Here is a 25001-nt window from a genome sequence, read left to right as displayed (position 1 = left end):
CCATGTCAGGAAACGGGGTTCCTCGTACCCGCGCAGGTGGTCGTCTGCACGAGAACCGGACCGGCTCGGGCAGCCGATCATGTCGCTGGCGCTGACGAGTGACGGTTCGGCGAAGCTGGTCACCGTCTCCGGTGAGATCGACATGAGCAACGCCCACCTGCTCACCGAGTTGGTGGAGTGTGTCTGCCACCCGCCGGTGCCCGTGGTCGCGGTGGACCTTTCCGCGGTGCGGATCTTCAGCGCGCACGGTGTGAGCGCGCTGCTGCAGGCCCAGCACTTCGCGGCGAGGGCCGGGGCCACGTTCCTCCTGCGGGATCCCGCGCCGTGCGTCACGTACCTCCTCGCCACGGCCGGCGCCCTGACGAACTTCCCGCTCAGCCGGGCGCAGGCCGTCCGCTCCGCCCGCGATCGACGACCGTTGACCTGGTGACGCCGGTGCGGCGCCACCCCTGACGATGGGTTGGTGACGGATGCGTGCCGAGGGAAGCAGTGATCGTCCAGATTCCAGCAGGCCCTCCGGCCGGACCCTCTGGCCACCGTCCGACAACCGGTGCCACACTGGGTGACGTGCCGCCGGCCGGCGGCGACGGGTCGGGCGCCTGTGAGGTGCCCCGCTGCTGGCGTCTGCCTCTGGACCTGATGTGACCCATGATTTTCTGGACTCCATGTTCCGGTCGACCACCAGAAAACGCATGGCGGTCTTGCCGGACCTGCCCGCCGCGGTCATGGCATGTGCGGAGGGGCGCCGGTTCGTGGCCGAACACCTGTGCCGGTGGGAGGTACCGTTCCAGGCCTGCGACACGGTGGTGCTGCTGACCAGCGAGCTGATTGCCAACGCCGTGCGGCACGGTCCGCCGCCCCTGTGCCTTCAGGTGGATGTCGACCAGGGACGGGTGCGGGTGGCGGTGTCGGATTCCAACCCGGCGCTACCCGTGCTCACCCGGCCGGACTACGAGGCGGTCGGCGGCCGGGGCCTCTGGTTGATCGACACCATGGCCGAGGCGTGGGGCTGCACGCCGCAGCCGCCCGGCAAGGTGGTGTGGTGCGAGGTGCTGCTCACCTAGCGGTTGGCGGCGTTGGCCACCAGGGCCTCGGCCACCTCGCGCAGCTTGCGGTTGGTGTCCTGGGAGAGTTTGGCCAACAGCGTGAATGCCTCGTCGGCCGAGCACCGTCGCTCACCCATGATGATGCCCTTGGCCTGCTCGATCACAGCCCGGCTGCGCATCGCCTCCTGCATCTGCCGGGCCAGCACGGCCGTGCTGTCGTAGAGGTGCGCGTTGGCCAGCGCGACGGCGGCGTACGCGGCGAACTCCTCCGCCAGCTCGATCGCCGCGTGGTCGAAGGCATGCGTCGAGGTGGCGTACAGATTGAGCGCGCCGGTGACCGCCTCCTGGATGGGCAGCCCGATCGACAGCGAGCTGCCGATGCCCGCCGCTCGCGCCTGCGCCGCCCATTCCGGCCACCGCTGTTCGTCGGACATATCGGGGAGGGACACGCTGACGGCGCTGACCGCGGCGTCGAGGCAGGGGCCGTCGTCGCGCTGATATTGCCAGTCGTCGAGTTCGCGGGCGAGGTCGCTGGTGTATGCGATGGCCCGGTTCGCGCCGGCCTGGATCAGTGCGACCGACACGTGCGCGCTCCCCGCGACGGTTCGGTTGGCCAACTCGGCGACCCGTCGGACCACATCGTCGAGCTCGACCTCGTCGAGCCGGATCCGGCCGAGTGCGGCGAGGGCTTCGCCGGGGTCCGTCCGCGGGGCGTCCATGCGTGGTTCCTTGTCGGGTCGGGGTCGGCGGACTTGTCGCTCGACCAAACGTACCGAGGATCGGCGGACGGGGAACCAGCCTGGCGTGCGATGCCCACCCGAACGGCGTATGTTCGTGTTCGGGTCAAGACATGCGCCCTCCCGCTCCCGCCGATAACGGCGGGAAGGATTCTCGAACCGCAAGGTGGGAGGCGCCATGTCCCAGGAACTGCCCGGTTTCGGATGTCACCACGTTCCGACCGCATCTGGAAGGCCCCGGGGGGACGAACCGATCATGTGGCTGAGCTGCGAGCTCAGCAGAGACAGCAGCCGGGTCACGGTCGCCGGTGAGGTCGACCTGAGCAACGCCCACCAGCTGGCGGAGTTCCTGGAGGACGTCGTCGCGGCGAAGGCGCCGCTGGTGGTGGTAGATCTCTCGGCTGTCACCTTCTTCGGCGCGTACGGCACCGACGCGCTGCTACGTGCGCATCGGCAGCTGACCGAGCGTGGCAGGCGGTTGACCCTTCGCCACCTTTCGCCGGTGGTCCGTCGCGTCCTCGACGTGACGGGCACGCTCGCCGGCTTCGAGGTGATCGAACGGACGTCGGTCAGGGTCGCCGGCCGAGGAGCGGCACGTCGCGTCATCCCGGCACACACCGGGTCGTAGAGTTGTTTCGCAACTGACGTCCCAGCCGGGGCATCAGGAACGAGCGTCAAGAAGCGGCGCGGCCCGATCCCGACGGATCGGGACCTCGGTCCGCGACTGCGGGCCGTCCCGCCACCCGCCGTGTCACCCGCTGGGTCAGACGGCGCTTCGTACAAGGACGTCACAGCTCATGCCGCAGGCCCACCCCGACCTCGCCGCAGCCTTGATCAGACTCGGGCGGATCAAGTACCAAGAGGTCGACCTCGATGTGGTCTTGTCGACCATCGCCCAGGTCGCGAAGGACACGATCCCCGGCACCGCCGAGGTATCGGTCACTCTGGTCCAGGGCGCCGAGGCGTACACCGCCGCGTACACCGGGAAGCTGGCGCTAACGCTGGACCAGTGGCAGTACGAGCACGGTCGCGGCCCGTGCCTGGACGCCGCGACGACCGGTGCGGCGATGCTGGTTCCCAACATGACGGTGGAGAGCCGCTGGCCGGAGTGGGCGGGCCGCGCCCGAGTGGCAGGGGCCGCCAGCTCCCTGTCGATCGGGCTGCCCATCCAGGAGGCGATGGTAGGGGCGCTCAACATCTACGGCGCGGCACCGGGTGCCTTCGACGAGCACGTCGAACTCGCCCAGACGCTGGCCGGGTACGCCGCCATCGCGCTGGCCAACGTTCATCTCTACGAAAGCACCGCCACCCTGGCCCAGCAGATGCAGGAGGCGATGCAGAGCCGGGCAGTGATCGAGCAGGCCAAGGGCATCATCATGGGTCAGCGCCGGTGCTCGGCCGAGGAGGCGTTCGCCATCCTGGCCCGGGTGTCGCAGGATTCCAACCGGAAGCTGCGGGAGGTCGCCGAGTCACTGGTCGACCGGGCGGTCAACGGCGGCCGCGACTGAGCGCCGCACCAGCACGGGCTGGGCCACGTCGCGGACGCGCAGACGCGCGGTCGTCAGGTGAGCCAAGCGGTGGTGAAGGGGCACCCCGGACCCGTGTCGGCGAGGCGAGACCAGAAGCTGGGGAGGGTTGCGTCGCTGCCGTACCCGGTGACCCGCTGCAGATCCAACGGCCGGCAGCCGGCCGCTTGCCGCTGCGGGCAAGCCGAGAGACTGATCGGGCCGCGACACTGTTGTTCAGTGCGCGGGTGACGGCTTTTCGGGCGGGCGTCCGGCGGCGTGCCGGGCGTCGGCGACAGCGACCCCAAGCAGCACGAACGCTGCCGTGACGGAAGCGGCCAGGGGTGGGGCGCGGTGCAGCGGTACGGCGGCGGTCGTCAGTACGGCGATGGCGACGACGCGGCGGATGGACAGCCGGTCGAAGACGACCCGTTCCAGGCGGATGCGGCCGTAGAGGAAGAGTGTGGGACCGCCGAGGATCACGGCGAGCCAGACGGGCTCGGGTCGGCCGGTGGGGTGTTCGAGCACGATCTCGTAGCCGACGGCGGTGGTGACGATGCCGATGACCATGGAGACGTGGGCGATGCCGGTGGCGCGGCCGGCGGCCAGTCGATCTCCGGCGGCGGCGACCGCTTCGGCGAGAACCTGGCCGGAGCGGTAGAAGTAGATCCGCCAGAGCAGCACCGTCGACAGGTACGCCACCACCAGCGCCGCCCATGTGGCCGCGGTGTTCGGCAGGTCGGTGAAGGTGAGGCCCACCGCCAGGACGGTCTCGCCGAGGGCGATCATCAGCAGCTGTTGGTAGCGCTCGGGCAGGTGGTGGCCGCTGTCCATCGCCCACGCGCTGACCGGCGGTCGGGCCCGGCCGAGAACCGGCCAGCGTATTTGCGCGGCGACGATGTCCACCGTCACGGCGATCGCCCACAGGGCGGCGCGGGCGTCGCCGCTCATGAGCGTGCCGGCCACCCAGATTGCCGCCCCGACCGCACACCACGGCAGCGACCGGGCGTAGAGGTCGCGCAGGGCGTGCCCGCGCACGCTGGGCAGCAGTATCAGCGGTCGGACGCAGAGCAGGATCACGTACGGCAGCGCGAACGACCAGCCCTCGTCGGCGAACGCGTGCGGTAGGGACGAGGCCATAACCAGCAGGCCGAACGCGCTGGCGAGCACGAGCCACTGGACCTTGCGGCGGCGGGGGTCGAACCAGCTGGTGATGTGCGCCGTGGTGATCCACAGCCAGATCAGCGGCAGAGACAACACCAGCAGGTACGCCAGGGACCGCCACTGGATGAGGGGCTCTGCTGCGGTGGCGTCCCGCACCACCCTGTTGACCACTCCGGAGAGGGCGAAGACCAGCACCAGGTCGACGAAGAGCTCCAAGAAGTTGGCCTGCCGGACGTCCTCCCGACGTTGCAGCAGGTCCCGTCCGTCGCCTTCACGAAGCCCCATACCACCCATGCTGCCTCCGGGGTACCCTCCTGACCTGCGGTTAGGGCACTCCAGTCGGAGGGCACGCCTCGGGCACCCGTCATCGGTCACCGGATGCACGGAAGCCGCTCCGCCGGCGAGCGGGTGGAAGCCGGTACGGAGGCGGCCGGTTCCGGTCTCCCGGGAGGATGAGCCGGTCGCGGCTCCCGTTCCTCCCTGGCGGCCGGGCCGAGTCACCCAGGGTCCGGCCGGCGGCTTCGGCAGGGAGGACTCAGCGGCGGATGAGTTCCGGTGCGGCGGTGTCCAGTGGCACGGCGGTGCCGGGCACCAGCCCGAGTTGCACGCTGGGTCGGGAGCCGACCGCCGCGAAGAGCCAGTCGGCGGCGGTGCGCGCGCGGTTGGCGGGCAGGGACAGCAGGTGGTAGCCGCGAGCCATGATCCTGGCCGGCGGCCCGGACAGGGGCACGTGCAGCGGGTTCGCGGTGGCCTGCCAGCCACCCAGGTCCACGACGAACCCCAGGTCGCGGTGCCGGTAGCGGCGGTGGCGCCCGACGCCGTAGGAGGCGGCGATGTTGTCGGCGGCGAGCCGGCCCTGCCGGACGGCGTGCTGGGCGGTCATCGGGGTGATCTCCCCGGGTCGGGCCGGGTCGGGTACGGCGGCGGCGTCACCGCAGGCGAGGATCTCCGGGTGTCCGGGCACGGCCAGGTACTCGTCGACGGTGACCCGCCCCCTGGTGGTGGGCAGCCCGGTGGCCTCGACGAGCGGGTCGGGGCGTACGCCGACGCACCACACCAGGGTGCGGGACGGCACGAACCGGCCGTCGGAGAGGTGGACCCCTTCGGCGGTGGCCTCGGTGACGGACGTGCCGAGGCACACCTCGATGCCGCGCTCACGCAGTACCCGCCCGGCGACGGTGGACATCCGTTCGGCGAGGCCGGGCAGGACCCGGTCGGCGGTGTCCAGCAGCAGCCAACGTGGCCGGATCCCGTCGAGTCTCGGGTGGTGGCGGACGATGTCGTCGGTGAACAGCTGTCCCTGGGCGGCGACCTCGGTGCCGGTGTAGCCGGCACCGACCACCACGAAGGTGCAGCGGGCCTCCCGTTCGGCCGGGTCGTCGGTGGCGTCTGCCATCTCGATCTGCTGGATCAGCCGCTCCCGCAGGTGCACCGCCTCGGGGATACCGCGAAACCCGTGCGCGTGGTCGGCGACGCCGGGAATCGGCAGCAGCTTGTTGACGCTGCCGGCGGCCAGCACCAACCGGTGGTACGCCAACCGGCCGGACCGCCCCTCGGGGTCCACGTAGGACACGGCCTTGCCGTCGGTGTCGATACCGTCGACCTCGCCGAGCACCACCTGCACACCGGGCAGGGTGTCGGCCAGCGGCACGGTGACCCGCCGGGGGTCGAGCACACCGCCGGAAACCTCCGGCAGCAGCGGCAGGTACAGGAAGTAGTCGGTCGGGTTCACCAGTACCACGTCGGCGGCGCCCCGCGACACTCTTGCCAGGCGGCGGGCGGCGTGAAAACCGGCGAATCCCGCACCGATGATGACGATCCTGGGTCGGGCCATGACGGGTCCCCTCAACGGTCGGCGGTCGTTCCTCGTCCCCTCAGTGAGGTAACCCCACGGTGCCGGGAGAAACGTCTGATCCGTGCCCGCACGGTTTCGCCGGACCGTGCCGGGTAGATGACCGGGTAAGCCGACGAAGGGACATCCGATGAAGGCCGTCACCTGGCACGGCGTCGGGGACATCCGGTTCTCCGACGTGCCTGACCCGAAGATCCAGGATCCGACCGACGCGATCGTGAAGATCACCACCAGCGCGATCTGCGGCACCGACCTGCACATGGTCCGTGGCACGATGCCCGGCCTGCGTCCCGGCGTCGTCCTCGGCCACGAGGCCGTCGGCGAGGTCGTCGAGATCGGGCCCGGGGTCCGCAACCTCTCACCCGGTGACCGGGTGATCGTTCCGTCGACGATCGCCTGCGGCTACTGCTCGTACTGCCGGGCCGGGTACTTCGCCCAGTGCGACAACGCCAACCCCGGTGGCAAGCGCGCCGGCACCGCGTTCTTCGGCGGCCCGGAGGCCGCCGGTGGATTCGACGGCCTGCAGGCCGAGTACGCCCGGGTGCCCTACGCCAGCGTCGGCCTGGTGCCGATCCCGGACGAGGTCGGCGACGAGCAGGCGGTCATGCTGTCGGACATCTGGCCCACCGCCTGGTTCGGCGCCCGCCTCGCCGACGTGCGGCCGGGCGAGACCGTCGCGGTGTTCGGCGCCGGACCGGTCGGGCAACTCGCTGTCCTGTCGGCCTACCTGCAGGGTGCCGGCCGGGTGATCGTCGTGGACGGGCTGGAGGATCGCCTGGCTATGGCGCGGGCGCAGCACGCCGAGGTGGTGAACTTCAACGCCGAGGACCCGGTGGAAACGATCGTCGAGATGACCGGCGGCATCGGCGTCGACAAGGTCGTCGACGCCGTCGGCGTGGACGCCGAACGCCCCGCCGAGGGTCCCGCCACCGAGCAGACCGACCAGCAGGCGCAGCAGTTCGACCGCGAGGTCCAGCAGATCGCGCCGGAGACCGACCCGGCGTGGGCGCCGGGTGACGCGCCGAGCCTCGCCGCCCAATGGGCGGTGCAGGCCGTGGCCAAGGCCGGCACCCTCGGCGTGATCGGCGTCTACCCGCAGACCGTGACAACTTGGCCGTTCGGCGAGGCGATGATGAAGAACCTCACCATCCGCAGCGGCAACTGCCACCACCGCAAGTACATCCCGGAGCTGCTACGGCTGGTCACCAACGGCACCGTCGACCCGGCCCAGCTGCTGACGAAGCACGAACCGATGACCGACGTGCTGCAGGCGTACCGGCAGTTCCAGGACCGCGATCCCGGCTGGCTGAAGGTCGCCCTCACCAGCTGAACCACCGGCCACCTCGCGCGGCGCCCGGACGGCGCCGCGCCCTCCGGACCGAAGGAGGAGACGACATGGCACGGCCTGACGTCACCCCCGGAACCATCGTCATCTACACCGACGTGGCATGCGGCTGGTCCACGATCGCGATCGTGCGGCTGCTGCGCGCCCGCGCCGAGGCCGGCCTCGACAACCGGGTCCACCTCGACCACCGGCTGTTCCTGCTCGAGGACCTCAACCGATTCCCGATCCCCAAGCGGTACCTGGAAGCCGAGGTGCCGGTGCTCGGCGCGCTCGAACCCAGCCTCGAATTCAAACCCTGGCAGGCCGATCCCGCGACGTGGCCGGTCACCACCCTGCTGCCCAACGAGGCGGTACACGCAGCCAAGGAACAGTCCCCGGCCGCCGCCGAGGACCTCGACCTCGCGCTGCGGATGGCGTTCTTCCGCGACAGCCGCTGTATCTCCCTGCGCCACGAGATCCTCGACATCGCCGACGGTTGTTCCACCGTCGACACGTCAGAGCTCGCCGACGCCATGGACACCGGGCGTGCCCGCAGCGCGATGATGCGCGACTACCAGCAGCACCGCGACGACGTGCAGGGCAGCCCCCACCTGTTCCTCGCCGACGGGTACCAGGTCCATAACCCGGGCATCACCATGCACTGGGTGGGTGAGCCCGGTGCCGGTTTCCCGGTCGTCGACGCCGACGACCCGGCGGTCTTCGCCGACCTCGTCGCCCGCGCCGCCGCCGGATAGTCGCGGCGAAAGGCGCCTGTCCTGCCCGTGGAGGGAGGAAACACCCGAAGGTAGGGCGGCGGCCGGAAACGCGGTTGCCGGTCGGCGGTCCGCCTAGCTTGGACTGGAGACGAGATCGTCTCGGCGGAGGGGAGGAACGATCGATGGAACGGCGCGCCAGCCCGGTGCGACCGCCGGGGGAGTCGACGAGCCTGTGGCACCAAGGGCTGTCGCTCGGGTCAAAAGCGTTGCAGGACACCGCGCCGTTGAAGGGCTTCGACGCCTACGTGGTGGGATTCCATCCGGCGAAGGATGATCCGTCGATGCAGATGGAGGCGCACCACTACTGCCGGCAGGTCAATGACGACTTTCTGCAGTGCGTGCTGTTCGACGGCAATACCGCCGAGGCGAACCTCATCGGCGTCGAGTACATCGTCTCCGAACGGCTGTACGGCACGCTGTCGGAGGGCGAGCGTGGGTACTGGCACCCGCACAACTTTGAGGTGCTGGGGGGCTCGCTGATCGCGCCGGGGCTGCCGGAGCCGGCCGAGCGGGCGCTGATGGCGATGTTGATGAACAGCTACGGCAAGACCTGGCACACCTGGCACACCGGCCGCCTCGACACCGGCCCGGGTGACCCGCTGCCGTTGGGCGAGCCGATGCTGATGTGGTCGTTCAACCGCGACGGGCAGTGCGACCCGGCCCTGGAGCAGCACCGCAACCAGGCCATGAACGTCGACCGTACGCAGAAACGCGACTCTCGCTCGGAACTGGTCGAGCGCGCCCATCCCCAGGACGGCGTCGCCCTGCTCGACGGCGCATTTCCGAACAGCACTCATATTCCCGGCGTGGCGGACCGGAGTACTGGCCGATAGTCAGGCGGCCGGTTCGCCACTCAGGGCCCCTGGTACTGGTCCGAGAGGGCCGCATGCTGCGCCGCAACATGCGCCGTGAGTTGATCACCGAGGACGAGTTGTACAGCCAACTCCGCCAGCAGGGCGTCGAGCGCTTAGATGACGTCAAGGAGGTGCGGATGGAGTCCGAGGGCCAGTTCAGCGTCATCCCCCGCAACGCCGACAACAACCTGGGACCCGGCGCCCGCTGAGCCCGTTTGCCTCTACTGCCGGGCGGGAACGCGGCGGACGACAGCGGCGCGCGGAGACGCGGCGCCATCGCACCGACGGGGAGGTCGACATGGGTGATCGGGAGAAGCTGCACGATCTGCGTCAGCAGGCCCACGACGCGGGTGTTGAGGGCAATTCCAAGATGACCGAGGAGCAGCTGCGTGAGGCGCTGCGCAAGGTCGGCAAGGGGGAGCAGCCCCAGATGGCCAAGCACGAGGCCAAGCGGTGACGAAGCGGGCGGTGCCGGCACCTGTCAGGGTGCGGCACCGCCCGCCTGTGCTCAGCTGATCGTGGCCAGCAGGTCGCGGCAGGCCTGCTCGCAGGCACGGCACGACTCGGCGCAGATCCGGCAGTGCTCGTGCTTGTCGGCGTGACCGGCGCACTCGTCCCCGCAGGACTTGCAGGCGGTGGCGCAGGCCTCCAGCAGCGTACGGCTGATGTTCGCGTCGTAGCCGGTGTGGCGGGACAGCACCCGGGCGGTGGTGGTGCAGATGTCGGCGCAGTCCAGGTTCGTCCGGACGCACTTGGTCAGTTCGGCGACCATGTCCTCGCTGAGGCAGGCGTCGGCGCACGCGGTGCAGGCCTGGGCGCAGTCGTTGAGGGCGTCGATCGCCGCCGCGAGCTTCGCCCGGTCCAGGTTGATCGACTTCGGGTACGTCTCCAGCATCGGCATAGTGGTGCTCGGCATCAGGCATCCCCTCTCTTCGAGTCTCTCTCCCTACCGTCCATCTCCTGCCCGGTCTGCCGGACAGTACGCACGGCGGACCCGACCGATCCGGCGTCAGCCCAGCGCGCCGAGGCGGTCGGCGAGGGTGTCGCGGTAGAAGTCGAGGAAGCCGTCGGGGTCGGGGCCGGCGTTCTGCAGGACCAGGTGGTCGAAGCCCGCGTCGGCGTACGTGCGCACCGCCTCGACGTGGACGTCGGGGTCGGGGCCGACGGCGAACTGTTGCCGGATGTCGTCCTCGGTGACGGTGCGGGAGGCGGCCTCGAAGTTGACCGGGTTGGGCAGTTCGCTCATCACCTTCCACCCGGTGACCGCCCACCGGCTGGTCTGCCAGGCGGCCTGTACCGCCTGCTGCTCGTCGGGCGCCCAGGCCATCGGCACCTCCGCGTAGCGCGGACCACCGCCACCGCCGGCCCGGTAGGACTCCACCAGGTCGGGTTTCGGCTCGGTGGCGAACAGCCCGTCGCCGAGTTCGGTGGCGATCGCCACCGACGCCGGCCCGCTGGCCGCCACCGCGATCACCGGTGGCCGGTCGGGCAGATCGAACACCCGGGCGTCCTCAAGGTGGAGGTGCTTGCCCTCGTACGACTGGTAGCCGCCCTGCCAGAGCAACCTGATGATCTCCAGGGCCTCGCGGAGGCGTTCGTGCCGGCCTCGCACGCTCGGGAAGCCTTGGCCGACGACGTGTTCGTTGAGCCGCTCGCCGGCGCCCACGCCGAGGGTGAACCTGCCGTCGGAGACGAGCGCCAGGGTGGCCGCGGCCTGCGCGATGATCGCCGGGTGGTAGCGCACCGTCGGGCAGGTCACCCCGGTGACCAGGCCGACCCGCTCGGTCCGGGCGGCGATGGCACCGAACACGGTCCAGGTGAACGACGAGTGGCTGCGGCGGTGTTTGGGCGGTGGCCACGGGGGGCAGGGTCATCGACGAGGGGCTACGAGAGGAGTGACGATGCCGGCACGCAAGGACATGCCCAGCACCCTGAAGCGGTCGCCGAAGGAGGCACAGGACACCTACGCGGAGGCGCACGACTCGGCGGTCGACTCGTACGGTGAGGGCGAGCGCGCCCACCGGACGGCGTTCGCGGCCGTCAAGCACTCCTTCGAGAAGGTGGGCGACCACTGGGAGCCGAAGGGCAGCAAGGGACCGAGTGACAAGAAGGCCGCCGGCGGCCGCGGCTCGTCGGGCCGGACGGCCGGTGGGGTCGACGCCAACGCCAGCAAGGAACACCTGATGGACGTGGCGAAGAAGCTCGACGTCCGTGGCCGGTCCCGGATGAACAAGGCGGACCTCGTCGAGGCCATCCGCAAGGCCAACAACGGCAGCACCCGCAAGGCCCGCGAAAAGTAGACGCGGGTCAGCGTGCTCCGGCTGCCCGGTCGACGAGGGCCTGGGCCACGTCGCGGACCTTGCGGTTGGAGTCCTGGGACACCTTCGCCAGGATGTCGAAGGCCTCGCCGGGGGTGCAGCGGCGTTCGGCCATGATGATGCCCTTGGCCTGTTCGATGACCGCGCGGCTGGCCATCGCTTCCTGCATCTGCTGGGCGAGGGTGGCGGTGCTGTCGTAGAGGTGCGCGTTGGCCAGGGCGACCGCGGCGTACGCGGCGAAGGTCTCCAGCACGGTGATCGTGTCGTCGTCGTCGAAGGCGTGCGGGGTGCGGGCGTAGACGTTGAGCGCGCCGACGACCGCGTCCTGGATCGGCAGGCCGACCGACACCGAGCTACCCACTCCCGCCTTGTGGCCGCGCTCGGCCCAGTCCGGCCATCGGTGCTCTTCGGCGAGATCGGGCACGGACAGGACGTCGCCGCTGGCCGCGGCGTCCAGGCAGGGGCCGCGTCCCTGGGCGTACTGCCGCTCGTCTAGGCCGCGGGCCAGGTCGTCGGTGAACGCCGCGGTGTGCCCGGTGCCGTTGCGGACCAGGGTGACCGACACCTGCACCGGTGTGTCCAGGGCGCGTTTGGCCAGTTCCGCCACGCGTTGCAGAACGTCGTCGAGGCCGGTCTCGCCGAGCTTGATGCGGCCGAGTTCGGCGAAGGCGTCAGCGGGGTCCGTCGGCAGGGCGGCCATGGCACACGTTCCTCACAGGGCGGGCACGCCGGCAGAACCAGAAGAGGTGGGCGTGCGATGGCAGCCCGCGCGTCGCGGACCGCTGCACGGACCCACCGGGGTGGAGCCGGTACCAACGCCGCTGCTCGACGCCGATTCGCCACACCCGATACGGCGGATGTGAACTACAGACCCGCCACGATACCCCCGCTTCCGCCGAACGCCACGGCAGCAGCATGGTGTGGAGGTGCCCTGTCGTCAGGTGCCCTGTTCGTCCCTATCGCGTCGGCCGGTGGGCTCGACGGGTGTGATCGGCGGGTGGACGGGTAGCACGCGTGGATGATGCCGACCAGTAGAGCTTTGATCGCCGGCGCGGCCGGCGCGTCCGCGTTGAACGCCGTCACCTACCTGGACATGGCGGTACGGGCCCGACCGGCCAGCAGCGCCGGGGAGGACAGCGCCGCCCGCCTGGCCGACCTCGCCCACGTCGACCTTGGCGACCAGCAGACGGGTGAGAACCGGAAGTCCGGGCTGGGCCCGTTGCTCGGCTACGCCACCTCCGTGGCCGCAGCCGGCGTGTACGCCGCGGCGGGAGGCCGCCGCCTGCCCACCGCGGTGTCGGCGCTGGCACTGACCGGCCTGGCGATGATCGCCTCCAACGCCCCGATGACCGCGCTGAAGATCACCGACCCCCGCTCGTGGTCGGCTGCGGACTGGGTCACCGACCTCGTCCCGCACCTGGCCTACGGCTCGGTCACCGCCGTCGCCCTGAAGGCCCTGCGATGACCGGCCCGGCAACCGACGAGCCGGTCGGCGACCTGGAGGTCGTGCACACCTTCACCGGCCCGATGCCCACCGGCGTGAGCGTGTCCCACACGGGCCGGATCTTCGTCAACTTCCCCAAGTGGGGCGACGACGTGCCCGCCACCGTGGTCGAGCTGCGCGACGGCACCGAGGTGCCCTTCCCGGACCAGGAGTGGAACAGCCCGTCGGCCGACGACGACGCGCAGGCGTTCGTGTCGGTGCAGAGCATCGTGGTCGACCCGGCCGACCGGCTGTGGGTGCTCGACACCGGCAGTCCGATGTTCCAGCCGACCCGGCCCGGGGGGCCGAAGCTCGTCCGCGTGGACCTGGACACCGACACCGTCGCCCAGGTGATCACCTTCCCGGCCGACGTGGCGCTGCCCAGCACCTACCTCAACGACGTGCGCTTCGACCTACGGCGCGGCGAGGCCGGCGTCGCCTACATCACCGACTCCTCCGACTCCGGTCCGAACGGGATCATCGTGGTCGACCTGGCCAGCGGGGAGTCGTGGCGGCGGCTGCACGAGCACCCGTCGACGAAGGCGGAGCCGCTGGAGACGTTCCGGCCGGTGGTCGAGGGCCGGCCGTTCCTGCAACGCCCCGCCGACGGCGACCCGAAACCGGTGGCCATGGGGTGCGACGGCATCGCCATCGCCGCCGACGGCTCCCGCCTCTACTACTGTCCCCTCGCCTCGCGTCGTTGGTACAGCGTGGCCACCGACGCCCTGGCCGATCGCACGGTCGGCGACGACGAGGTCGCCGCGACGGTGATCGACGAGGGCGACAAGGGCGGCGGTTCCGACGGCCTGGAGACCGACGACGCCGGCCGGCTCTACCTCAGCTCCTACGAGCACGACGCGGTGCTGCGCCGCCGCACCGACGGCGAGTACGAGACCGTCGTCCACGACCCGCGGCTGCTGTGGCCCGACACCATGTCCGTGGCCGCCGACGGGCACCTGTACGTCACCGCCAACCAACTGCACCGCCAGGCGAAGTACCAGCGCGGGCAGGACCTGCGGCGCACGCCGTACGTCCTGTTCCGCACCCGGATCGACGCGGGCCCGGTGCTGCTGCGCTGACCGGTCTCTCGCCCCCTCAGTCGGCGACGACGAGCGCCTGGGGTGCGGCGGCCTTCATCCGGGTACGCAGCCACTTGAGCTGGATCGCGGTCTCTCCCTCGCAGCGCTTCACGACCGCGAGCAGGTCCTCGTCGCGCGCGCCGTAGGCGGCCTGGCCGACGACGGTCCAGGCGATGTCGCACTCGGCGGCCATCAGGTACAGGTCCTGCAGGTCACGCAGGAGGCCGATGCCGCCGGTGCGGGTGCCGGTGAACAGTTGCGAGTGCAGCCGGTCGGGCTCGGTGGGGGCGTCCTCGGAGTAGCGGGCGGCGAACGGTTGCAGTTGTTCGGCGTGGCCGTCGCAGCGCTTCGCCTGCTGCTGGCAGAGGTGCTGGATGTCGGGTTCCTCGGCGTGCGCGTCGGCGACCTGCCGGAACGCGTCGGCGAGGTTGACCTGCGCGCGGTGCAGCAGTCCGAGGTAGTGGGCGAGGTGCACGACTCACTCCTTCCCGCTGGTGGCCCAGGCCGTCGGCCCCCCGACGGTCGGTGGCACGTCGGCGTCCGCGAGCGGTGCGCTGCCGCCGACGGTCGGCGCCGGTGAGGGTACGCCCCGACCGTCGGCGAGTTTCGCCACCGCGACGGCCGCCACCTTGAACAGCGGCTGCTTGGACACCGGGTCCCAGGCGGTGATGGTCAGTTCGTTGGCGGCGCGGGGTGTGCGGTCGTCCGGGTCCTGGTCGAAGTAGCCGTAGTGGAACGGCACGAAGACGACGCCGGGGCGGATGCCGCTGATGCGGGCGCGGGCCTCGATGCCGCCGCGCGCGGAGGAGATGCCGACGAGGTCGCCCTCGCCGATACCGAGGTGCTCGGCGTCGCCCGGATGGAGCTCGACCCACACCTCGGGGGCGGCGGCGTTCAACTGCGGCGCGCGGCCGGTCTTGGTGCGGGTGTGGAACTGGTAGACGGTCCGGCCGGTGGTCAGCAGCATCGGGTGGTCGTCGTCGGGCACCTCGGGTGAGGGCTGGTAGTCGACGGCGTGCAGGAACGCCCGCCCCTTCGGCTCCTTGGCCCGGTACTCCGGCTCCGTGAACTCCGCACCGGTGGCGAGGTCGTGACCGTACGTCTCGCAGTAGTCCGGGTCGGTGTTGAAGATCCCGTCGGTGTAGAGGCGCTCGGTGCCGTCGGGATGCTCCTCGGTGCAGGGCCACTGGATGCCGGAGCCGCCGCGCAGCTTGGCGTAGGTGATGCCGGTGTAGTCGCACGGCCGGCCGCGGCTGCACTCCTTCCACGCTTCGAACACCTCCTCCGGCCCGGTCCACCGGATCAGCGGGTTGCCGTCGCGGTCGCGGAAGTCCATCCGGCGGGCGTAGTCGAGGAAGATGTCCAGATCCGGCTTCGCCTCGCCGGGCGGATCGACGGCCTTGTCGGAGATGTGCACCGTGCGGTCGACGCTGGTGAACGTGCCGGTCTTCTCGCCCCACGTCGCGGCGGGCAGCACCACGTCGGCCAGCTCGGCGGTCTCGGTCAGGAACAGGTCCTGCACCACCACGAACAGCTCCGGCTTGGCCAGCACGCGCCGGATCCGCGACAGCTCCGGCAGGGACACGGCCGGGTTGGTGGCGGTGATCCACAGCAGCTTGATCGAGCCCTGCTCGGCGTACCGGAAGATCTGCATGGCGTGCGTCGGGGGCGCCCAGTGCGGGATGGTGTCCACGTCGACGTTCCACAGCCGGGCCAGTTCCTCGATGTGCGCGGTGTTCTCCCAGTTGCGCAGGCCCGGCAGGTCCCCGTCGGCGCCGGTCTCCCGGGTGTTCTGCGCGGTGGGCTGGCCGTTCATCTGATAGATCCCGGCGCCGGGGCGGCCGAGCATGCCCCGGACCAGGTGCAGGTTGTTGACGCCGCAGGCGGCGGCGGTGGCCTGGTTGGACTGGTAGAAGCCCTGCAACACGGTCGACAGCAGCCGCCGCGAGGTGCCGAGCAGCTCCGCGGCGCGTTCCACGTCGGCCGCCGGCACGTCGCAGATGGCGGCGACCCGGCGGGGTGTATAGCCGTCGACGATCCGGCCCAGCTCGTCGAAGCCGAGGGTGTGCGCGTCGATGTAGTCGCGGTCGTGCCACCCCCGCCGGATGATCTCGCGGAGCAGGCCGTTCATCAGGGCCACGTTGGTGCCGTTGCGCACCGCGAGGTGCAGGTCGGCCTCCCGGGCGACCGGGGTCGCACGCGGGTCCACGGCCAGCATCGCGGGCGGGTTCGGGCCGCGTCGGCGGTCCAGCATCCGCATCCACAGCACGGTCTGCGTCTCGGCCACGTTGTGGCCCCACAGCGCGATCGCGTCGCAGTGGTCCACGTCGGTGTACGAGCCGGGCTGCCCGTCGGTGCCGAAGCTCGCCTTCATCGCGGCGGCGGCGGTGGCGGTGCACAGCCGGGTGTTGCCGTCCATGTGCGGCGTGCCCAGCCCGGCCTTGCCGATCACGCCCAGCGTGTAGTACTCCTCCAGGAACAGCTGGCCGGTGGTGTAGAAGCCGAAGTGCCCCCATCCCCCCGGCCCGTCGAGGAGTTCCTTCGACCGGGACACGACGCGGCCCATCGCGGTGTCCCAGTCCGTCTCGACCAGACGGTCACCGTCCCGGACCAGCGGGCGGGTCAACCGGTCCTGGCTGTGGTTGGCCTGCCAGCCGTACAGGTCCTTCGGGTCGACCCGGCCCCGGTTGATCCGGTCGACCGCCCGGCCGCGTACGCCGACGATCCGCCCGTCGGCGACCGCGATGTCCAGCGCGTCGCCGTTGGAGTGCAGCACCGACGCCGACTGCACCCACCGGTCCACGTCGGCATCGGTGCGCTCGTCGGCCAGGTACCGGTCCACCCGCACCGGCCACTCCTGTCCCGGCCCGTACGGGGTCCGCTCACCCCACGGGTCGGCGATCCGGTCCACCACGATGCCCTCCTTCTTCCGGTGACCGTTCGGGTGCCGCCCATACCGGCATCGGCCGGTCCGACACCTGCCCGTACAGCCAGTCCACCGCCGTGACCAGCACCACCGCACCCGCAGCGATGAGCAACTGAGTGGGGGTGGTCAGCAGACCTAGGCTCACGATCAGTGTGGTCGCGCCCGCCGGGGGATGTGACGCCTTCAGCAGCACCAGCACGAGCGCGGTCACCGCGAGCGACCCGGCCGCGGCGACGATCCGCGGCCCGCTCATCCCCTCCTGCAGCACCGGCGGGTTGTCGGTCAGCCCGCAGGCCACCAGGAATCCGTACCCGGCCAGCAGGGCGACGCCGTGCCCGATGAGCGTGTTGCGGGGTGACGACTCCGGCGAGTCGGGCTTTTCCAGGTGCAGCATCACCGCCGGCCCCAGGCTGGGAAACAGCCACGGTTGACCGGTGAGGAGGGCGACCACCCCGGCGATCACCACCGCCAGCACGCTGCCGGCGAGAGCGTGCACCGACTGCCGGATCCGCTTCATCACACCCCTTTCTTCGTTCCTCGACCTGCCATTGACGTCTCCGGAATTCCGGTCGGCACACCTCCCGCCGTCACCGGGGGTCGTCGAAGCCCTCGGTGGCGCGTTCCCGGCGCAGGTGTGCCAGGGCCCGCCGGCCCAGGTCGGTGTCCTCCCGGCCGAGCGCCTGGTACATCGTGGCGACCTTCTCGTAGGGCTGGGCCGGAGGCAGCAGCGGGATCGCCGGGTCCACGATCGCCTCGATCAGCGTGGGCCGATCCGCTGACAGGGCCTCGTCCCAGGCGGTGTTGACCTCGGTGGGGGTGGTGACCCGGACGCCGTGCAGGCCCAGCAGCTCCGCCCAGCGGGCGTACGGGGCGTCGGGCAGGCGCTGGGAGTCGACGAAGCGGGGAATCGCCCTCCATCTCCCGCTGCTCCCAGCTCACCTCCGCGAGATCGCGGTTGTGCAGCACCAGCACCACGAACCGCGGGTCGGCCCAGTCTCGCCAGCGGTGCGCGACGGTGAGCAGCTCGGCCAGCCCGTTCATCTGCATCGCCCCGTCGCCGGCCAGCGCCACCACCGGCCGGTGCGGGGCGGCGAGCTTCGCGGCCAGCCCGTACGGCAGCGCCGAACCCATCGAGGCCAGGGTGCTGGACAGGTGCGCGTCGACGCCGACGGGCAGCCGCAGGTGCCGCGCGTACCAGTAGGTCACCGAGCCGACGTCCACCGCCACCTGCGCGTCTGCGGGTAGCCGGTCGGTGAGGGCGTGCAGGACGTACTGCGGATTGAGCGGCTCTGCCGGAGCGGTCGCCCGCTGTCGGGCGATGTCTCGCCAGCGGGTCACCTCGCCCTCGACGCGCTGACGCCAGCTCCGGTCGGACCGTCTGGTGAGCAGTGGCAGCAGCGCCCGGATGGTCTCGGCAGCGTCGCCGAGCAGCGGCACCTCCACCGGGTAGCGCATGCCCAGACGTCGGCCGTCGATGTCGATCTGCACCGCCCGGGCCTGTCCCGGCGCCGGGTAGAACTCCGACCAGGGATCGTTGCTGCCGACGATCAGCAGGGTGTCGCACTCGTTCATCAGCATGCTGCTGGCGGTGCTGCCCAGGTGGCCCATCACGCCGGTGTGGAACGGCAGCGCCTCGTCCAGCACCGGCTTGCCCAGCAGTGACGCTGTCACTCCGGCGCCGAGCGCCTCGGCGAGGTCGACCACCTCGCCGGCGGCGGCGCGGGCGCCCTGCCCGACGAGGATCGCCACCCGCTGCCCGGCGTCGAGCAGGTCCGCGGCGGTCCGCAGGTCGTCGGCGCGGGGCCGCAGTTCGGGTACCGGCAGACCCGGATTGGTCACCATGATCCCGTGTTCGTGCGCGCCGAGGTCGGGGGCCGAAGCGGTCTGCACGTCATGCGGCAGGATCACGCAGGTGGGGCTGCGGGTGGCCAGGGCCGTGCGGATCGCCCGGTCGAGCAACATCGGCAACTGCTCCGGGGTGTACGCGGTCTGCACGAACTGGGCGCACACGTCGCCGTAGAGGCGGACCAGGTCGATCTCCTGCTGGTAGCCGCTGCCCAACACCGACGTCACCTGCTGACCGACCAGCGCGAGCACCGGCTGGGAGTCCAGCCGGGCGTCGTAGAGGCCGTTGAGTAGATGTACCGCACCCGGCCCCTGGGTCGACAGGCACACCCCCAGCCCACGGCTGTACTTGGCGTGGCCGCAGGCCATGAACGCGGCCGTCTCCTCGTGCCGGGCCTGCACGAACGCCGGCCGACCGGCCCGCCGCAACGCCCCCATCACCCCGTCGATACCGTCGCCCGAATAGCCGAAGACCCGGTCCACACCCCAGTCCGCGAGCCGGGCCACCACCAGGTCCGACACCGTCGTGTCCGCCACCGCCGCCTCCTCGCCTCGGTCCCTCGCCGTATCAGGCCGTACCCCGAACCGCCTCGTTGTACCGGACAGGCCGCATCTCGTCGGGTTCCTCGTCTTTGCGCTGCCGACCTGCCTGCGGCCCGCCGGCTGGCACGTCGCTCAATCTGGCCTGCGAGCAACGGCCACATCGAAACTCGTACACCGCTCAACTGGTGTCCGCGGCGAACGTCGTGGGTATGGTGGTCTCCGGGTCAAGACATGTGCCCAGGTCCACCGACCGCGCCGACGACGCGGGAGGATCCGACTCACCGATGCACCAGATCGGGAGGCGCCATGTCTATCCTCGAACAGCCGACTCGACACCGTGCGCGGGTCGCCAAACCGATCATGACGCTGGACCTGAACAGCGAAGGGCCGGTACCAGCTATCGCCGTTCGCGGTGAGGTCGACATGAGTACCGCCCATCTCATCGACGAGTTGGCCGCACACGTGATCGCCCGGCGACCCGTACGGTTGATCCTCGATCTGTCCCGGGTGACCTTTTTCAGCGCGCACGGCATCAGCGCCCTGCTGCGCACGCAGCGTGCCGCCGCGTGCGCCGGGGTCACGCTGACCCTGCGCGATGCCGCCCCGTGCGTCACCTACCTGCTGGCGGCGACCCGTACCCGATTGAGCAGTACCGTGCCGGCGGCGCGAGGCGGCGAGCCGGACCCGGTTGGGCAGCGTCGCGCGGGGGAAAGCACCTCCGTATGAGGTTTGCAGGTGCGGTAGTGGGCGCAGCCCTGACCGTGATGACGGTGGCAGGCTGCGGGGCGGTGACCGACCGCGCTGACGCGGCCGCCGCTGTCACCACACGGATGCTGGACGCCGTCGCGGGGCGCGACGGCACTGCCGCCTGTGCCGTGTTGGCTCCCGACACCGTCGCCGAGCTGGAACAGTCCGCCGACAAGCCGTGCGCCGAGGCGATCCTGGCCGAGGACCTGCCCGAACCCGGCGCGGTCGTCGCCACCGACGTGTACGGGCAGCGGGCGCAGGTGCGGCTGGACGGCGACACCGTCTTCCTCGCCGTCTTTCCCGGCGGCTGGCGCGTGGTCGCCGCCGGCTGCACCGCCCGAGGGGACAAGCCCTACGACTGCGTGCTGCAAGGAGGGTGAGCCATGCGATTGCAGTTCGTGCTGCTGCTGCTCGTGGTCGCCGTCGGCCAACGCTGGGCGATCATGGTGACGGTGACACCGGTGGTCGGGTCGGCGGCCTGCAGGTCGCGGTGCGCGCGTTCGAGGCGGACCTGGCGGACGTACCGCATCGGGGGTGGTGCCGTGGTGGCGGCGGAACGCCAGTTGCAGCGCGCGCGGGCGCACACCGGCCGCAGCGGCGATCTGCTCGACCGTGACCGGCTGCTCGGCGTGGTCGTCGACGTAGGCCACGGCCCGGCGTAACGCCCGCGGAGTGACCTCGCCGGCGGCCCCCAGGGCCGTGGCGTGAGCGGTGTTGGGAAACACGGCAAGAGCCGTCGCCGCGAGCAGGTGACGGGTGTTCCCGGTGACCAGTGGGTTGGCCATGAGGGCGGGGTTGGACAGCACGGCGCGGGTCAGGTAGGAGACGGTCTGGGTCCAGTGGCGGCCGAGCGCCGCCGAGATCGGCCGGGAGCTGTCGAAGCGCAGGTCCGCACCGTTGAGGCCGGTCTGTGCGTAGGCGACCTCTTCGAGCAGGATGCGGGGAAGGCGGGTGGTGAACGAGTCGACGTCGTCGAACTCGGCTTCCTGGGGCTGATCCGGCAGCATCAACACCACATCGCCGGGCCGTAGCCGGTAGTCGTCCTTTCCCCTGGCGATGGTGAAGCGGCCGCCCAGCAGGTGGGTGATCGTCAGGTCCCCGTTCGGGGCAGTGCCAACCTGGGTGCGCGCCGAATAGTGCAGCCGGGTCACACCGATGTCGGCGAGGCTGGTGGTGATGGTGCGGAGGCCGGCTCCGTCGCGGCTTTCGCCGGAGAAGCGCACGTTGACGTCGAAGAAGGCCCGCCGGATGTAGGCATGCGCCTCGTCGGTGTCGCCGGTGGCGTAGCGCTGCCAGTGCGAGCCGGAGTAGACCGTGCCATCTGTCATGTCCACGCCTCTCCCACCCCATACTCGGCGACCGTTCTATCCACGACACGCATCACCTTCGCGGCAGGCGCAGCGCGCCGCCCGCCCCCATGGCCGTACGGCCCCGGCCGCGGATATGCAGCAGGTAGATCGCCGCGTCCGGCCGCTGCCAGGGCGATCCGGCGGGTGCCCTTGGTCAGGCAGTCGGACAAGGGCACCCGCGTCCAACCGTTCGCGGCCGCGGCCGTCGCAGGGGCGAGTCGGCTACCTTCCCGGTCATCGTTTCGGTGGCCACGACTCGTGCTCTCCCCCCGGGCGGGAACCGGCCCCCGGCGTGACCGGTCCGGCGACCTCAGGGGGTGTTGGCGTCGGCGTAGCGCAGGACGGCACCGATGCCGTGCTCCAGCGGTGCGTCGTCAGGTCCGACGAGGACGAGGTCGGCGTCGGTGCCGGCGATGGCGCGCAGCAGGGCGGCGTCGGCGCGTACCCGTTGGGGATTCTGCACTCCGAGGGTGCGCAGGGTCTGTTCGTCGGCCGCCACGAGGGTGGGGTTGTCGGGGCCGATCCAGAGGGTGTCGGTGGACGAGGTGTCGTTGACCAGCAGCACCGTGTCGACCTGCCCGCGCTGCAGTGCCGCCACCACCTCGGCCAGCCCGGCCGGCGCGGTGCCGTCCCCGGCCTGGGCCTGGTAGCGGCCGATGATGTCGCGGGTGTGCCGGTCGGCCACCTCGGCGATGGCCTGCACGGTCACGTCGTCCAACGCGGTGTTGTCGGCCCCGGCGTGACGTGAGCCGGCGTCGGTGCGGACCGTGCGCTCACGCCACCGGACCGGCAGCCGCTGCACGAACAGCTGCGCCGCCCGGACGTCCCCGCCGACGACGATCACCTCAGCGCCGATCGACTCGGCGAGATCCACGGCGGCGGCGGCCACGTCACCGGCGTTGCGGTCCCAGGACACCTCGGCCGCCTGCTGATAGCGCCGGTGCGACCAACCGCCGGCCTGAACCTTACGCAGCGGGAACGTCTCACCGCCCTCCACCGTGCGCTGCCGGGGCACGCCGTCGGCGGTGACTGCGTCGAGGTCGCCGCCGGTCCGGTCGGCGAGCACCCGGACGTGCGGGACCTCCTCGCCGCGTTGCGCGAGCAGCGGCATCACGTGTGGCAGCGGGCCGCGATGCGCCTCGTCGCTCGGTGGGGGAGCGGGCAGCGGCTCGACCAGGGCCACCTCACCGGCACGGGCGAACAGCGCCAACCCGTACCGGCCGGGCTGGGTTGGCTGGTCACGGACGGCCTGGTCAAGCGCGTTCAAGGTGGCGGAGTCGGCCCCCTTCTCCGCAAGGTCTTCTCGTAGCGCCCTCCAGCGCAGCTCCACCTCGTGGTCGGCGTTCTCGCCTGCACGGCTGGCGTCCAGGTAGACCGACGCCCACGGGCCGGGCTGGTCGTACAGCGGTCGGAGAAAGTTCAGGTTCATGACAACTCCTTCTCGTCGTGGCTCCCGGACCTCCTACCCCCACATCTCCCGGCATCACGTCTCGTCTGTGGGCGTCGGGTAGCGGGTCGGGACACGGGTGTTGTCAGGGTTATCCGTACTCCTCGGTCACGCAGTCGACCCATTCGCTGCCTGGACTGTCGTCGGCTGCGGCTGCCCCGACTGCGAGGTGGGCCGTGAAGTGGTCGGGGGCAACGCCGCACCAGTGGCACCTCTCGGGCGGCGTCCAAACCGTGTCGCCGGGTGCGATCTCGACGCCCTTGCCGTCGCAGGACTGGTTCAGCCCGCGTCGCTCGTGCAGGGCCGAGCGGCGCCACCGAGATCTTGATTCCTGGTTCTCGCACATCGTGTCCGAGGTGCCTGCCGGCCACGGCGGAAGGCTGGGGGTTGCCGTGCCCGCAGGGCCGGGAGTGGGGATGGCTGTGTGTGTTCCGCCGTGATCGTGGCTGAGCTTCGAGGTGCCACCCGCTCCCGCCTCACGGACGCGTTGGTTGAACGGGCGCGGCCCTGGTGGCCGTAGACCCTGATGCCCAGGAATCGGTGGGTATGGCTGCGTGTGTTTCGCCGAGATTGTTTGGCTGACGGTAGGAGATGCCACCCGCCGCTTCGTCGTCTGCGAGATTCGGTAGACCGCTGATGGAGACCCGCGACCTGCGTTCGCATCGCTAGAAGGTGCTGGCAAACCCGAACCACAGACGAGGGCCACTCGTGCAAACCGACTGCAAACGAAAGGCGAGACGGTGGGAAAGTTGTGGATCGGCGTGGACATCGGCAAGACCCACCACCACGTCGCCGCCGTTGACGGCGATGGCCGACTGGTCTACTCCCGCCGCGTCGCCAACGAGGAGACCTCACTGCTCACCGTCATGGCAGAGGTGTCGACGCACGGCCGCCCGGTCTGCTGGGCGGTCGACGTCACCACCGGCCTGTCCGCCCTACTGCTGACCCTGCTCTGGCGGCGCCAGGTCCAGGTCCGCTACGTCTCCGGCACCGTCGCGTTCCACATGGCAGCCGCGTTCGCCGGAGAGAACAAGACCGACGCCCGCGACGCGCTGGTCATCGCCCAGACCATCCGCATGCGCCCCGACATCCCGATACTGGAATCCACCGACCGGCTCCTCGCCGAGCTGACAGTGCTGACGGGCTACCGCGCTGACCTAGTCGGGCAGCGTGTCGCCACTCTCTTCCGGCTGCAGGAACTGCTCACCGGGATCAGTCCCGCGCTGGAAAGGGCCGTGGACCTGAACCGGAAGGGCCCGATGATGGTCCTCGCCTGCTGGCAGACACCGGCCGCGATCCGGCACGCCGGCGTCGACCGCATCACCGCCCTGCTCCGCCGCGGCCACGTCAAGAACGCCGCCCAGGTCGCCGAGGCGATGGTGGCCGCTGCGCGCCAGCAGACCGTCACGCTCCCCGGCCAACGCGCCGCCGCCGTGGTCGTCGGACAGATGGCCACCGAAATCCTCGCCCTCGAACAACGCATCGCCGCCGTCGACGATCTCATCGCCGACCACCTCGACCAGCACCCCCTCGCGCCGATCGTGGCGAGCCTGCCGGGCATGGGACCCCTGCTGACCGCCGAACTGCTCGTCCACACCGCCGGCATGACCGAGTACGACAGCCCTGCGAAACTCGCCGCCCACGCGGGCCTGGCACCTGTTTCCCGTGATTCTGGATCGGTTTCCGGCAACCATCGGCAGCCTCGCCGCTTTCACCGAAGGCTGCGACACATTCTGTGGATGGCCGCCTTCACCGCCGCCCGAGAATGCCCCACCTCGCGTGCCTACTAAGAAAAGAAGCGCGCCGAAGGCAAAAACCACCGCCAAGCCATACTCGCCCTCGCCCGACGACGCGTCGACGTCCTCTGGGCACTCATCCGCGACCGCAAAACCTTCGCCCGACCGACGCCGACAGCCCGCGCCGCAGCCTGAACCAGCACCGTCCCCGCCGACGCGACCCTGGTTCCGCCGGCCGCTCGACCCTGCCCACCAAAATCACCCGGAGTC

Annotated in this window: 23 protein-coding genes and 3 pseudogenes; 14 read left to right on the top strand and 12 right to left on the bottom strand. The window is 70.8% G+C overall.

Features of this window, described 5'->3' with window-relative positions:
- Positions 1-79 precede the first annotated feature (79 nt).
- Positions 80-430: an STAS domain-containing protein gene (locus DER29_RS08780; RefSeq protein ID WP_158618993.1), complete on the top strand. Its 351-nt coding sequence runs from the start codon at positions 80-82 to the stop codon at positions 428-430.
- Between the two features lie 262 nt (positions 431-692).
- Positions 693-1064 carry an ATP-binding protein gene (locus DER29_RS08775; RefSeq protein WP_158618992.1) on the top strand — a complete coding sequence of 124 codons (372 nt, stop codon included), beginning with the start codon at positions 693-695 and terminating at the stop codon, positions 1062-1064.
- Here the strand turns inward: DER29_RS08775 and DER29_RS08770 are convergent.
- Complete coding sequence (locus DER29_RS08770; RefSeq protein WP_121396892.1) at positions 1061-1765, bottom strand: GAF and ANTAR domain-containing protein; 705 nt, start codon at positions 1763-1765, stop codon at positions 1061-1063. The two genes, DER29_RS08775 and DER29_RS08770, sit on opposite strands and share 4 nt — an antisense overlap.
- 274 nt (positions 1766-2039) lie before the next feature.
- On the opposite strand from DER29_RS08770, the gene DER29_RS08765 reads away from it, so the two are divergent.
- On the top strand, positions 2040-2411 hold the full coding sequence (locus tag DER29_RS08765) for an STAS domain-containing protein (protein WP_233599689.1): 372 nt from the start codon (positions 2040-2042) through the stop codon (positions 2409-2411).
- Positions 2412-2580: 169 nt separating this feature from the next.
- Positions 2581-3291 carry a GAF and ANTAR domain-containing protein gene (locus DER29_RS08760; RefSeq protein WP_121396890.1) on the top strand — a complete coding sequence of 237 codons (711 nt, stop codon included), beginning with the start codon at positions 2581-2583 and terminating at the stop codon, positions 3289-3291.
- A gap of 234 nt (positions 3292-3525) precedes the next feature.
- Here DER29_RS08760 and DER29_RS08755 read toward each other — a convergent pair whose 3' ends face one another.
- Positions 3526-4737, bottom strand: coding sequence for a low temperature requirement protein A (locus DER29_RS08755; protein ID WP_158618991.1), 1212 nt, complete (start codon positions 4735-4737; stop codon positions 3526-3528).
- Between the two features lie 250 nt (positions 4738-4987).
- On the bottom strand, positions 4988-6286 hold the full coding sequence (locus tag DER29_RS08750) for an NAD(P)/FAD-dependent oxidoreductase (RefSeq protein ID WP_121396888.1): 1299 nt from the start codon (positions 6284-6286) through the stop codon (positions 4988-4990).
- 148 nt (positions 6287-6434) lie between these two features.
- Here DER29_RS08750 and DER29_RS08745 point away from each other — a divergent pair, with 148 nt between their 5' ends.
- From DER29_RS08745 to DER29_RS34100, 5 genes and pseudogenes are all read left to right on the top strand, one after another.
- Positions 6435-7634, top strand: a complete 1200-nt coding sequence (locus DER29_RS08745) for a zinc-dependent alcohol dehydrogenase (protein ID WP_121396887.1) — start codon at positions 6435-6437, stop codon at positions 7632-7634.
- 65 nt (positions 7635-7699) lie between these two features.
- Entirely contained in the window at positions 7700-8383 is a 684-nt protein-coding gene (locus DER29_RS08740; RefSeq protein WP_121396886.1) for a DsbA family protein, read from the top strand.
- Between the two features lie 143 nt (positions 8384-8526).
- Positions 8527-9237, top strand: a complete 711-nt coding sequence (locus DER29_RS08735) for an OBAP family protein (RefSeq protein ID WP_121396885.1) — start codon at positions 8527-8529, stop codon at positions 9235-9237.
- Between the two features lie 26 nt (positions 9238-9263).
- Positions 9264-9467 (top strand): annotated as a pseudogene (locus DER29_RS08730) (YetF domain-containing protein); the annotation flags it as partial.
- 89 nt (positions 9468-9556) lie between these two features.
- Positions 9557-9715: a hypothetical protein gene (locus DER29_RS34100; RefSeq protein ID WP_158618990.1), complete on the top strand. Its 159-nt coding sequence runs from the start codon at positions 9557-9559 to the stop codon at positions 9713-9715.
- A gap of 51 nt (positions 9716-9766) precedes the next feature.
- Here the strand turns inward: DER29_RS34100 and DER29_RS08725 are convergent, their stop codons facing one another.
- Together DER29_RS08725 and DER29_RS08720 are read right to left on the bottom strand one after the other, a co-directional pair.
- A complete protein-coding gene (locus DER29_RS08725; RefSeq protein WP_121396883.1) occupies positions 9767-10174 on the bottom strand; it encodes a four-helix bundle copper-binding protein in 408 nt (135 codons plus the stop codon).
- Positions 10175-10267: 93 nt separating this feature from the next.
- Positions 10268-11098: pseudogene (locus DER29_RS08720) on the bottom strand (TIGR03557 family F420-dependent LLM class oxidoreductase); the annotation flags it as partial.
- A gap of 61 nt (positions 11099-11159) precedes the next feature.
- Here DER29_RS08720 and DER29_RS08715 point away from each other — a divergent pair.
- Positions 11160-11558 (top strand): ChaB family protein, encoded by a 399-nt coding sequence (locus DER29_RS08715; protein ID WP_121396881.1) that lies wholly within the window; start codon positions 11160-11162, stop codon positions 11556-11558.
- A gap of 7 nt (positions 11559-11565) precedes the next feature.
- On the opposite strand, the gene DER29_RS08710 is transcribed toward DER29_RS08715, so the two are convergent.
- On the bottom strand, positions 11566-12276 hold the full coding sequence (locus DER29_RS08710) for a GAF and ANTAR domain-containing protein (protein ID WP_121396880.1): 711 nt from the start codon (positions 12274-12276) through the stop codon (positions 11566-11568).
- A gap of 318 nt (positions 12277-12594) precedes the next feature.
- Between DER29_RS08710 and DER29_RS08705 the strand changes: the two genes are divergently transcribed.
- Together DER29_RS08705 and DER29_RS08700 are read left to right on the top strand one after the other, a co-directional pair.
- A complete protein-coding gene (locus tag DER29_RS08705) occupies positions 12595-13041 on the top strand; it encodes a hypothetical protein (protein WP_233599688.1) in 447 nt (148 codons plus the stop codon).
- Complete coding sequence (locus DER29_RS08700) at positions 13038-14138, top strand: L-dopachrome tautomerase-related protein (protein WP_121396879.1); 1101 nt, start codon at positions 13038-13040, stop codon at positions 14136-14138. The genes DER29_RS08705 and DER29_RS08700 overlap by 4 nt, the downstream gene beginning before the upstream one ends.
- Positions 14139-14154: 16 nt before the next feature.
- Here DER29_RS08700 and DER29_RS08695 read toward each other — a convergent pair whose 3' ends face one another.
- The 4 genes and pseudogenes from DER29_RS08695 to DER29_RS08680 all read right to left on the bottom strand — a co-directional run bounded on the left by DER29_RS08695 (position 14155) and on the right by DER29_RS08680 (position 19446).
- Positions 14155-14613 (bottom strand): hypothetical protein, encoded by a 459-nt coding sequence (locus DER29_RS08695; RefSeq protein WP_101413962.1) that lies wholly within the window; start codon positions 14611-14613, stop codon positions 14155-14157.
- A 3-nt stretch (positions 14614-14616) separates the two neighbouring features.
- Positions 14617-17052: a molybdopterin oxidoreductase family protein gene (locus DER29_RS08690; protein ID WP_121396878.1), complete on the bottom strand. Its 2436-nt coding sequence runs from the start codon at positions 17050-17052 to the stop codon at positions 14617-14619.
- Positions 17021-17530, bottom strand: coding sequence for an HPP family protein (locus tag DER29_RS08685; RefSeq protein WP_199729184.1), 510 nt, complete (start codon positions 17528-17530; stop codon positions 17021-17023). Before DER29_RS08685 ends, DER29_RS08690 begins: the two co-directional genes overlap by 32 nt.
- A 121-nt stretch (positions 17531-17651) precedes the next feature.
- Positions 17652-19446 (bottom strand): annotated as a pseudogene (locus DER29_RS08680) (thiamine pyrophosphate-requiring protein).
- Positions 19447-19758: 312 nt separating this feature from the next.
- On the opposite strand from DER29_RS08680, the gene DER29_RS08675 reads away from it, so the two are divergent.
- Entirely contained in the window at positions 19759-20178 is a 420-nt protein-coding gene (locus DER29_RS08675; protein WP_158618989.1) for an STAS domain-containing protein, read from the top strand.
- Here DER29_RS08675 and DER29_RS34095 read toward each other — a convergent pair.
- Positions 20067-21527 (bottom strand): hypothetical protein, encoded by a 1461-nt coding sequence (locus DER29_RS34095; RefSeq protein WP_233600030.1) that lies wholly within the window; start codon positions 21525-21527, stop codon positions 20067-20069. The genes DER29_RS08675 and DER29_RS34095 overlap by 112 nt on opposite strands.
- A gap of 331 nt (positions 21528-21858) precedes the next feature.
- Positions 21859-22977 (bottom strand): Vms1/Ankzf1 family peptidyl-tRNA hydrolase, encoded by a 1119-nt coding sequence (locus tag DER29_RS08655; RefSeq protein ID WP_121396872.1) that lies wholly within the window; start codon positions 22975-22977, stop codon positions 21859-21861.
- A gap of 779 nt (positions 22978-23756) precedes the next feature.
- Between DER29_RS08655 and DER29_RS08645 the strand changes: the two genes are divergently transcribed.
- Positions 23757-24785, top strand: a complete 1029-nt coding sequence (locus DER29_RS08645; protein ID WP_233599686.1) for an IS110 family transposase — start codon at positions 23757-23759, stop codon at positions 24783-24785.
- Positions 24786-25001: the final 216 nt, after the last annotated feature.

The organism is Micromonospora sp. M71_S20, from assembly GCF_003664255.1.
In the GTDB taxonomy this organism is placed as follows: Bacteria; Actinomycetota; Actinomycetes; order Mycobacteriales; family Micromonosporaceae; genus Micromonospora.
This window is presented reverse-complemented; position numbering and strand designations above follow the sequence as displayed.

What these genes read in the sequence shown, in the direction of transcription:
- DER29_RS08780 (WP_158618993.1), top strand. Translation starts at nt 80, where the DNA reads ATGTCGCTGGCGCTGACGAGTGACGGTTCGGCGAAGCTGGTCACCGTC.
- DER29_RS08775 (WP_158618992.1), top strand. Translation starts at nt 693, where the DNA reads ATGGCGGTCTTGCCGGACCTGCCCGCCGCGGTCATGGCATGTGCGGAG.
- DER29_RS08770 (WP_121396892.1), bottom strand. Translation starts at nt 1,765, where the DNA reads ATGGACGCCCCGCGGACGGACCCCGGCGAAGCCCTCGCCGCACTCGGC.
- DER29_RS08765 (WP_233599689.1), top strand. Translation starts at nt 2,040, where the DNA reads ATGTGGCTGAGCTGCGAGCTCAGCAGAGACAGCAGCCGGGTCACGGTC.
- DER29_RS08760 (WP_121396890.1), top strand. Translation starts at nt 2,581, where the DNA reads ATGCCGCAGGCCCACCCCGACCTCGCCGCAGCCTTGATCAGACTCGGG.
- DER29_RS08755 (WP_158618991.1), bottom strand. Translation starts at nt 4,737, where the DNA reads ATGGGGCTTCGTGAAGGCGACGGACGGGACCTGCTGCAACGTCGGGAG.
- DER29_RS08750 (WP_121396888.1), bottom strand. Translation starts at nt 6,286, where the DNA reads ATGGCCCGACCCAGGATCGTCATCATCGGTGCGGGATTCGCCGGTTTT.
- DER29_RS08745 (WP_121396887.1), top strand. Translation starts at nt 6,435, where the DNA reads ATGAAGGCCGTCACCTGGCACGGCGTCGGGGACATCCGGTTCTCCGAC.
- DER29_RS08740 (WP_121396886.1), top strand. Translation starts at nt 7,700, where the DNA reads ATGGCACGGCCTGACGTCACCCCCGGAACCATCGTCATCTACACCGAC.
- DER29_RS08735 (WP_121396885.1), top strand. Translation starts at nt 8,527, where the DNA reads ATGGAACGGCGCGCCAGCCCGGTGCGACCGCCGGGGGAGTCGACGAGC.
- DER29_RS34100 (WP_158618990.1), top strand. Translation starts at nt 9,557, where the DNA reads ATGGGTGATCGGGAGAAGCTGCACGATCTGCGTCAGCAGGCCCACGAC.
- DER29_RS08725 (WP_121396883.1), bottom strand. Translation starts at nt 10,174, where the DNA reads ATGCCGAGCACCACTATGCCGATGCTGGAGACGTACCCGAAGTCGATC.
- DER29_RS08715 (WP_121396881.1), top strand. Translation starts at nt 11,160, where the DNA reads ATGCCGGCACGCAAGGACATGCCCAGCACCCTGAAGCGGTCGCCGAAG.
- DER29_RS08710 (WP_121396880.1), bottom strand. Translation starts at nt 12,276, where the DNA reads ATGGCCGCCCTGCCGACGGACCCCGCTGACGCCTTCGCCGAACTCGGC.
- DER29_RS08705 (WP_233599688.1), top strand. Translation starts at nt 12,595, where the DNA reads ATGATGCCGACCAGTAGAGCTTTGATCGCCGGCGCGGCCGGCGCGTCC.
- DER29_RS08700 (WP_121396879.1), top strand. Translation starts at nt 13,038, where the DNA reads ATGACCGGCCCGGCAACCGACGAGCCGGTCGGCGACCTGGAGGTCGTG.
- DER29_RS08675 (WP_158618989.1), top strand. Translation starts at nt 19,759, where the DNA reads ATGTCTATCCTCGAACAGCCGACTCGACACCGTGCGCGGGTCGCCAAA.
- DER29_RS34095 (WP_233600030.1), bottom strand. Translation starts at nt 21,527, where the DNA reads ATGACAGATGGCACGGTCTACTCCGGCTCGCACTGGCAGCGCTACGCC.
- DER29_RS08655 (WP_121396872.1), bottom strand. Translation starts at nt 22,977, where the DNA reads ATGAACCTGAACTTTCTCCGACCGCTGTACGACCAGCCCGGCCCGTGG.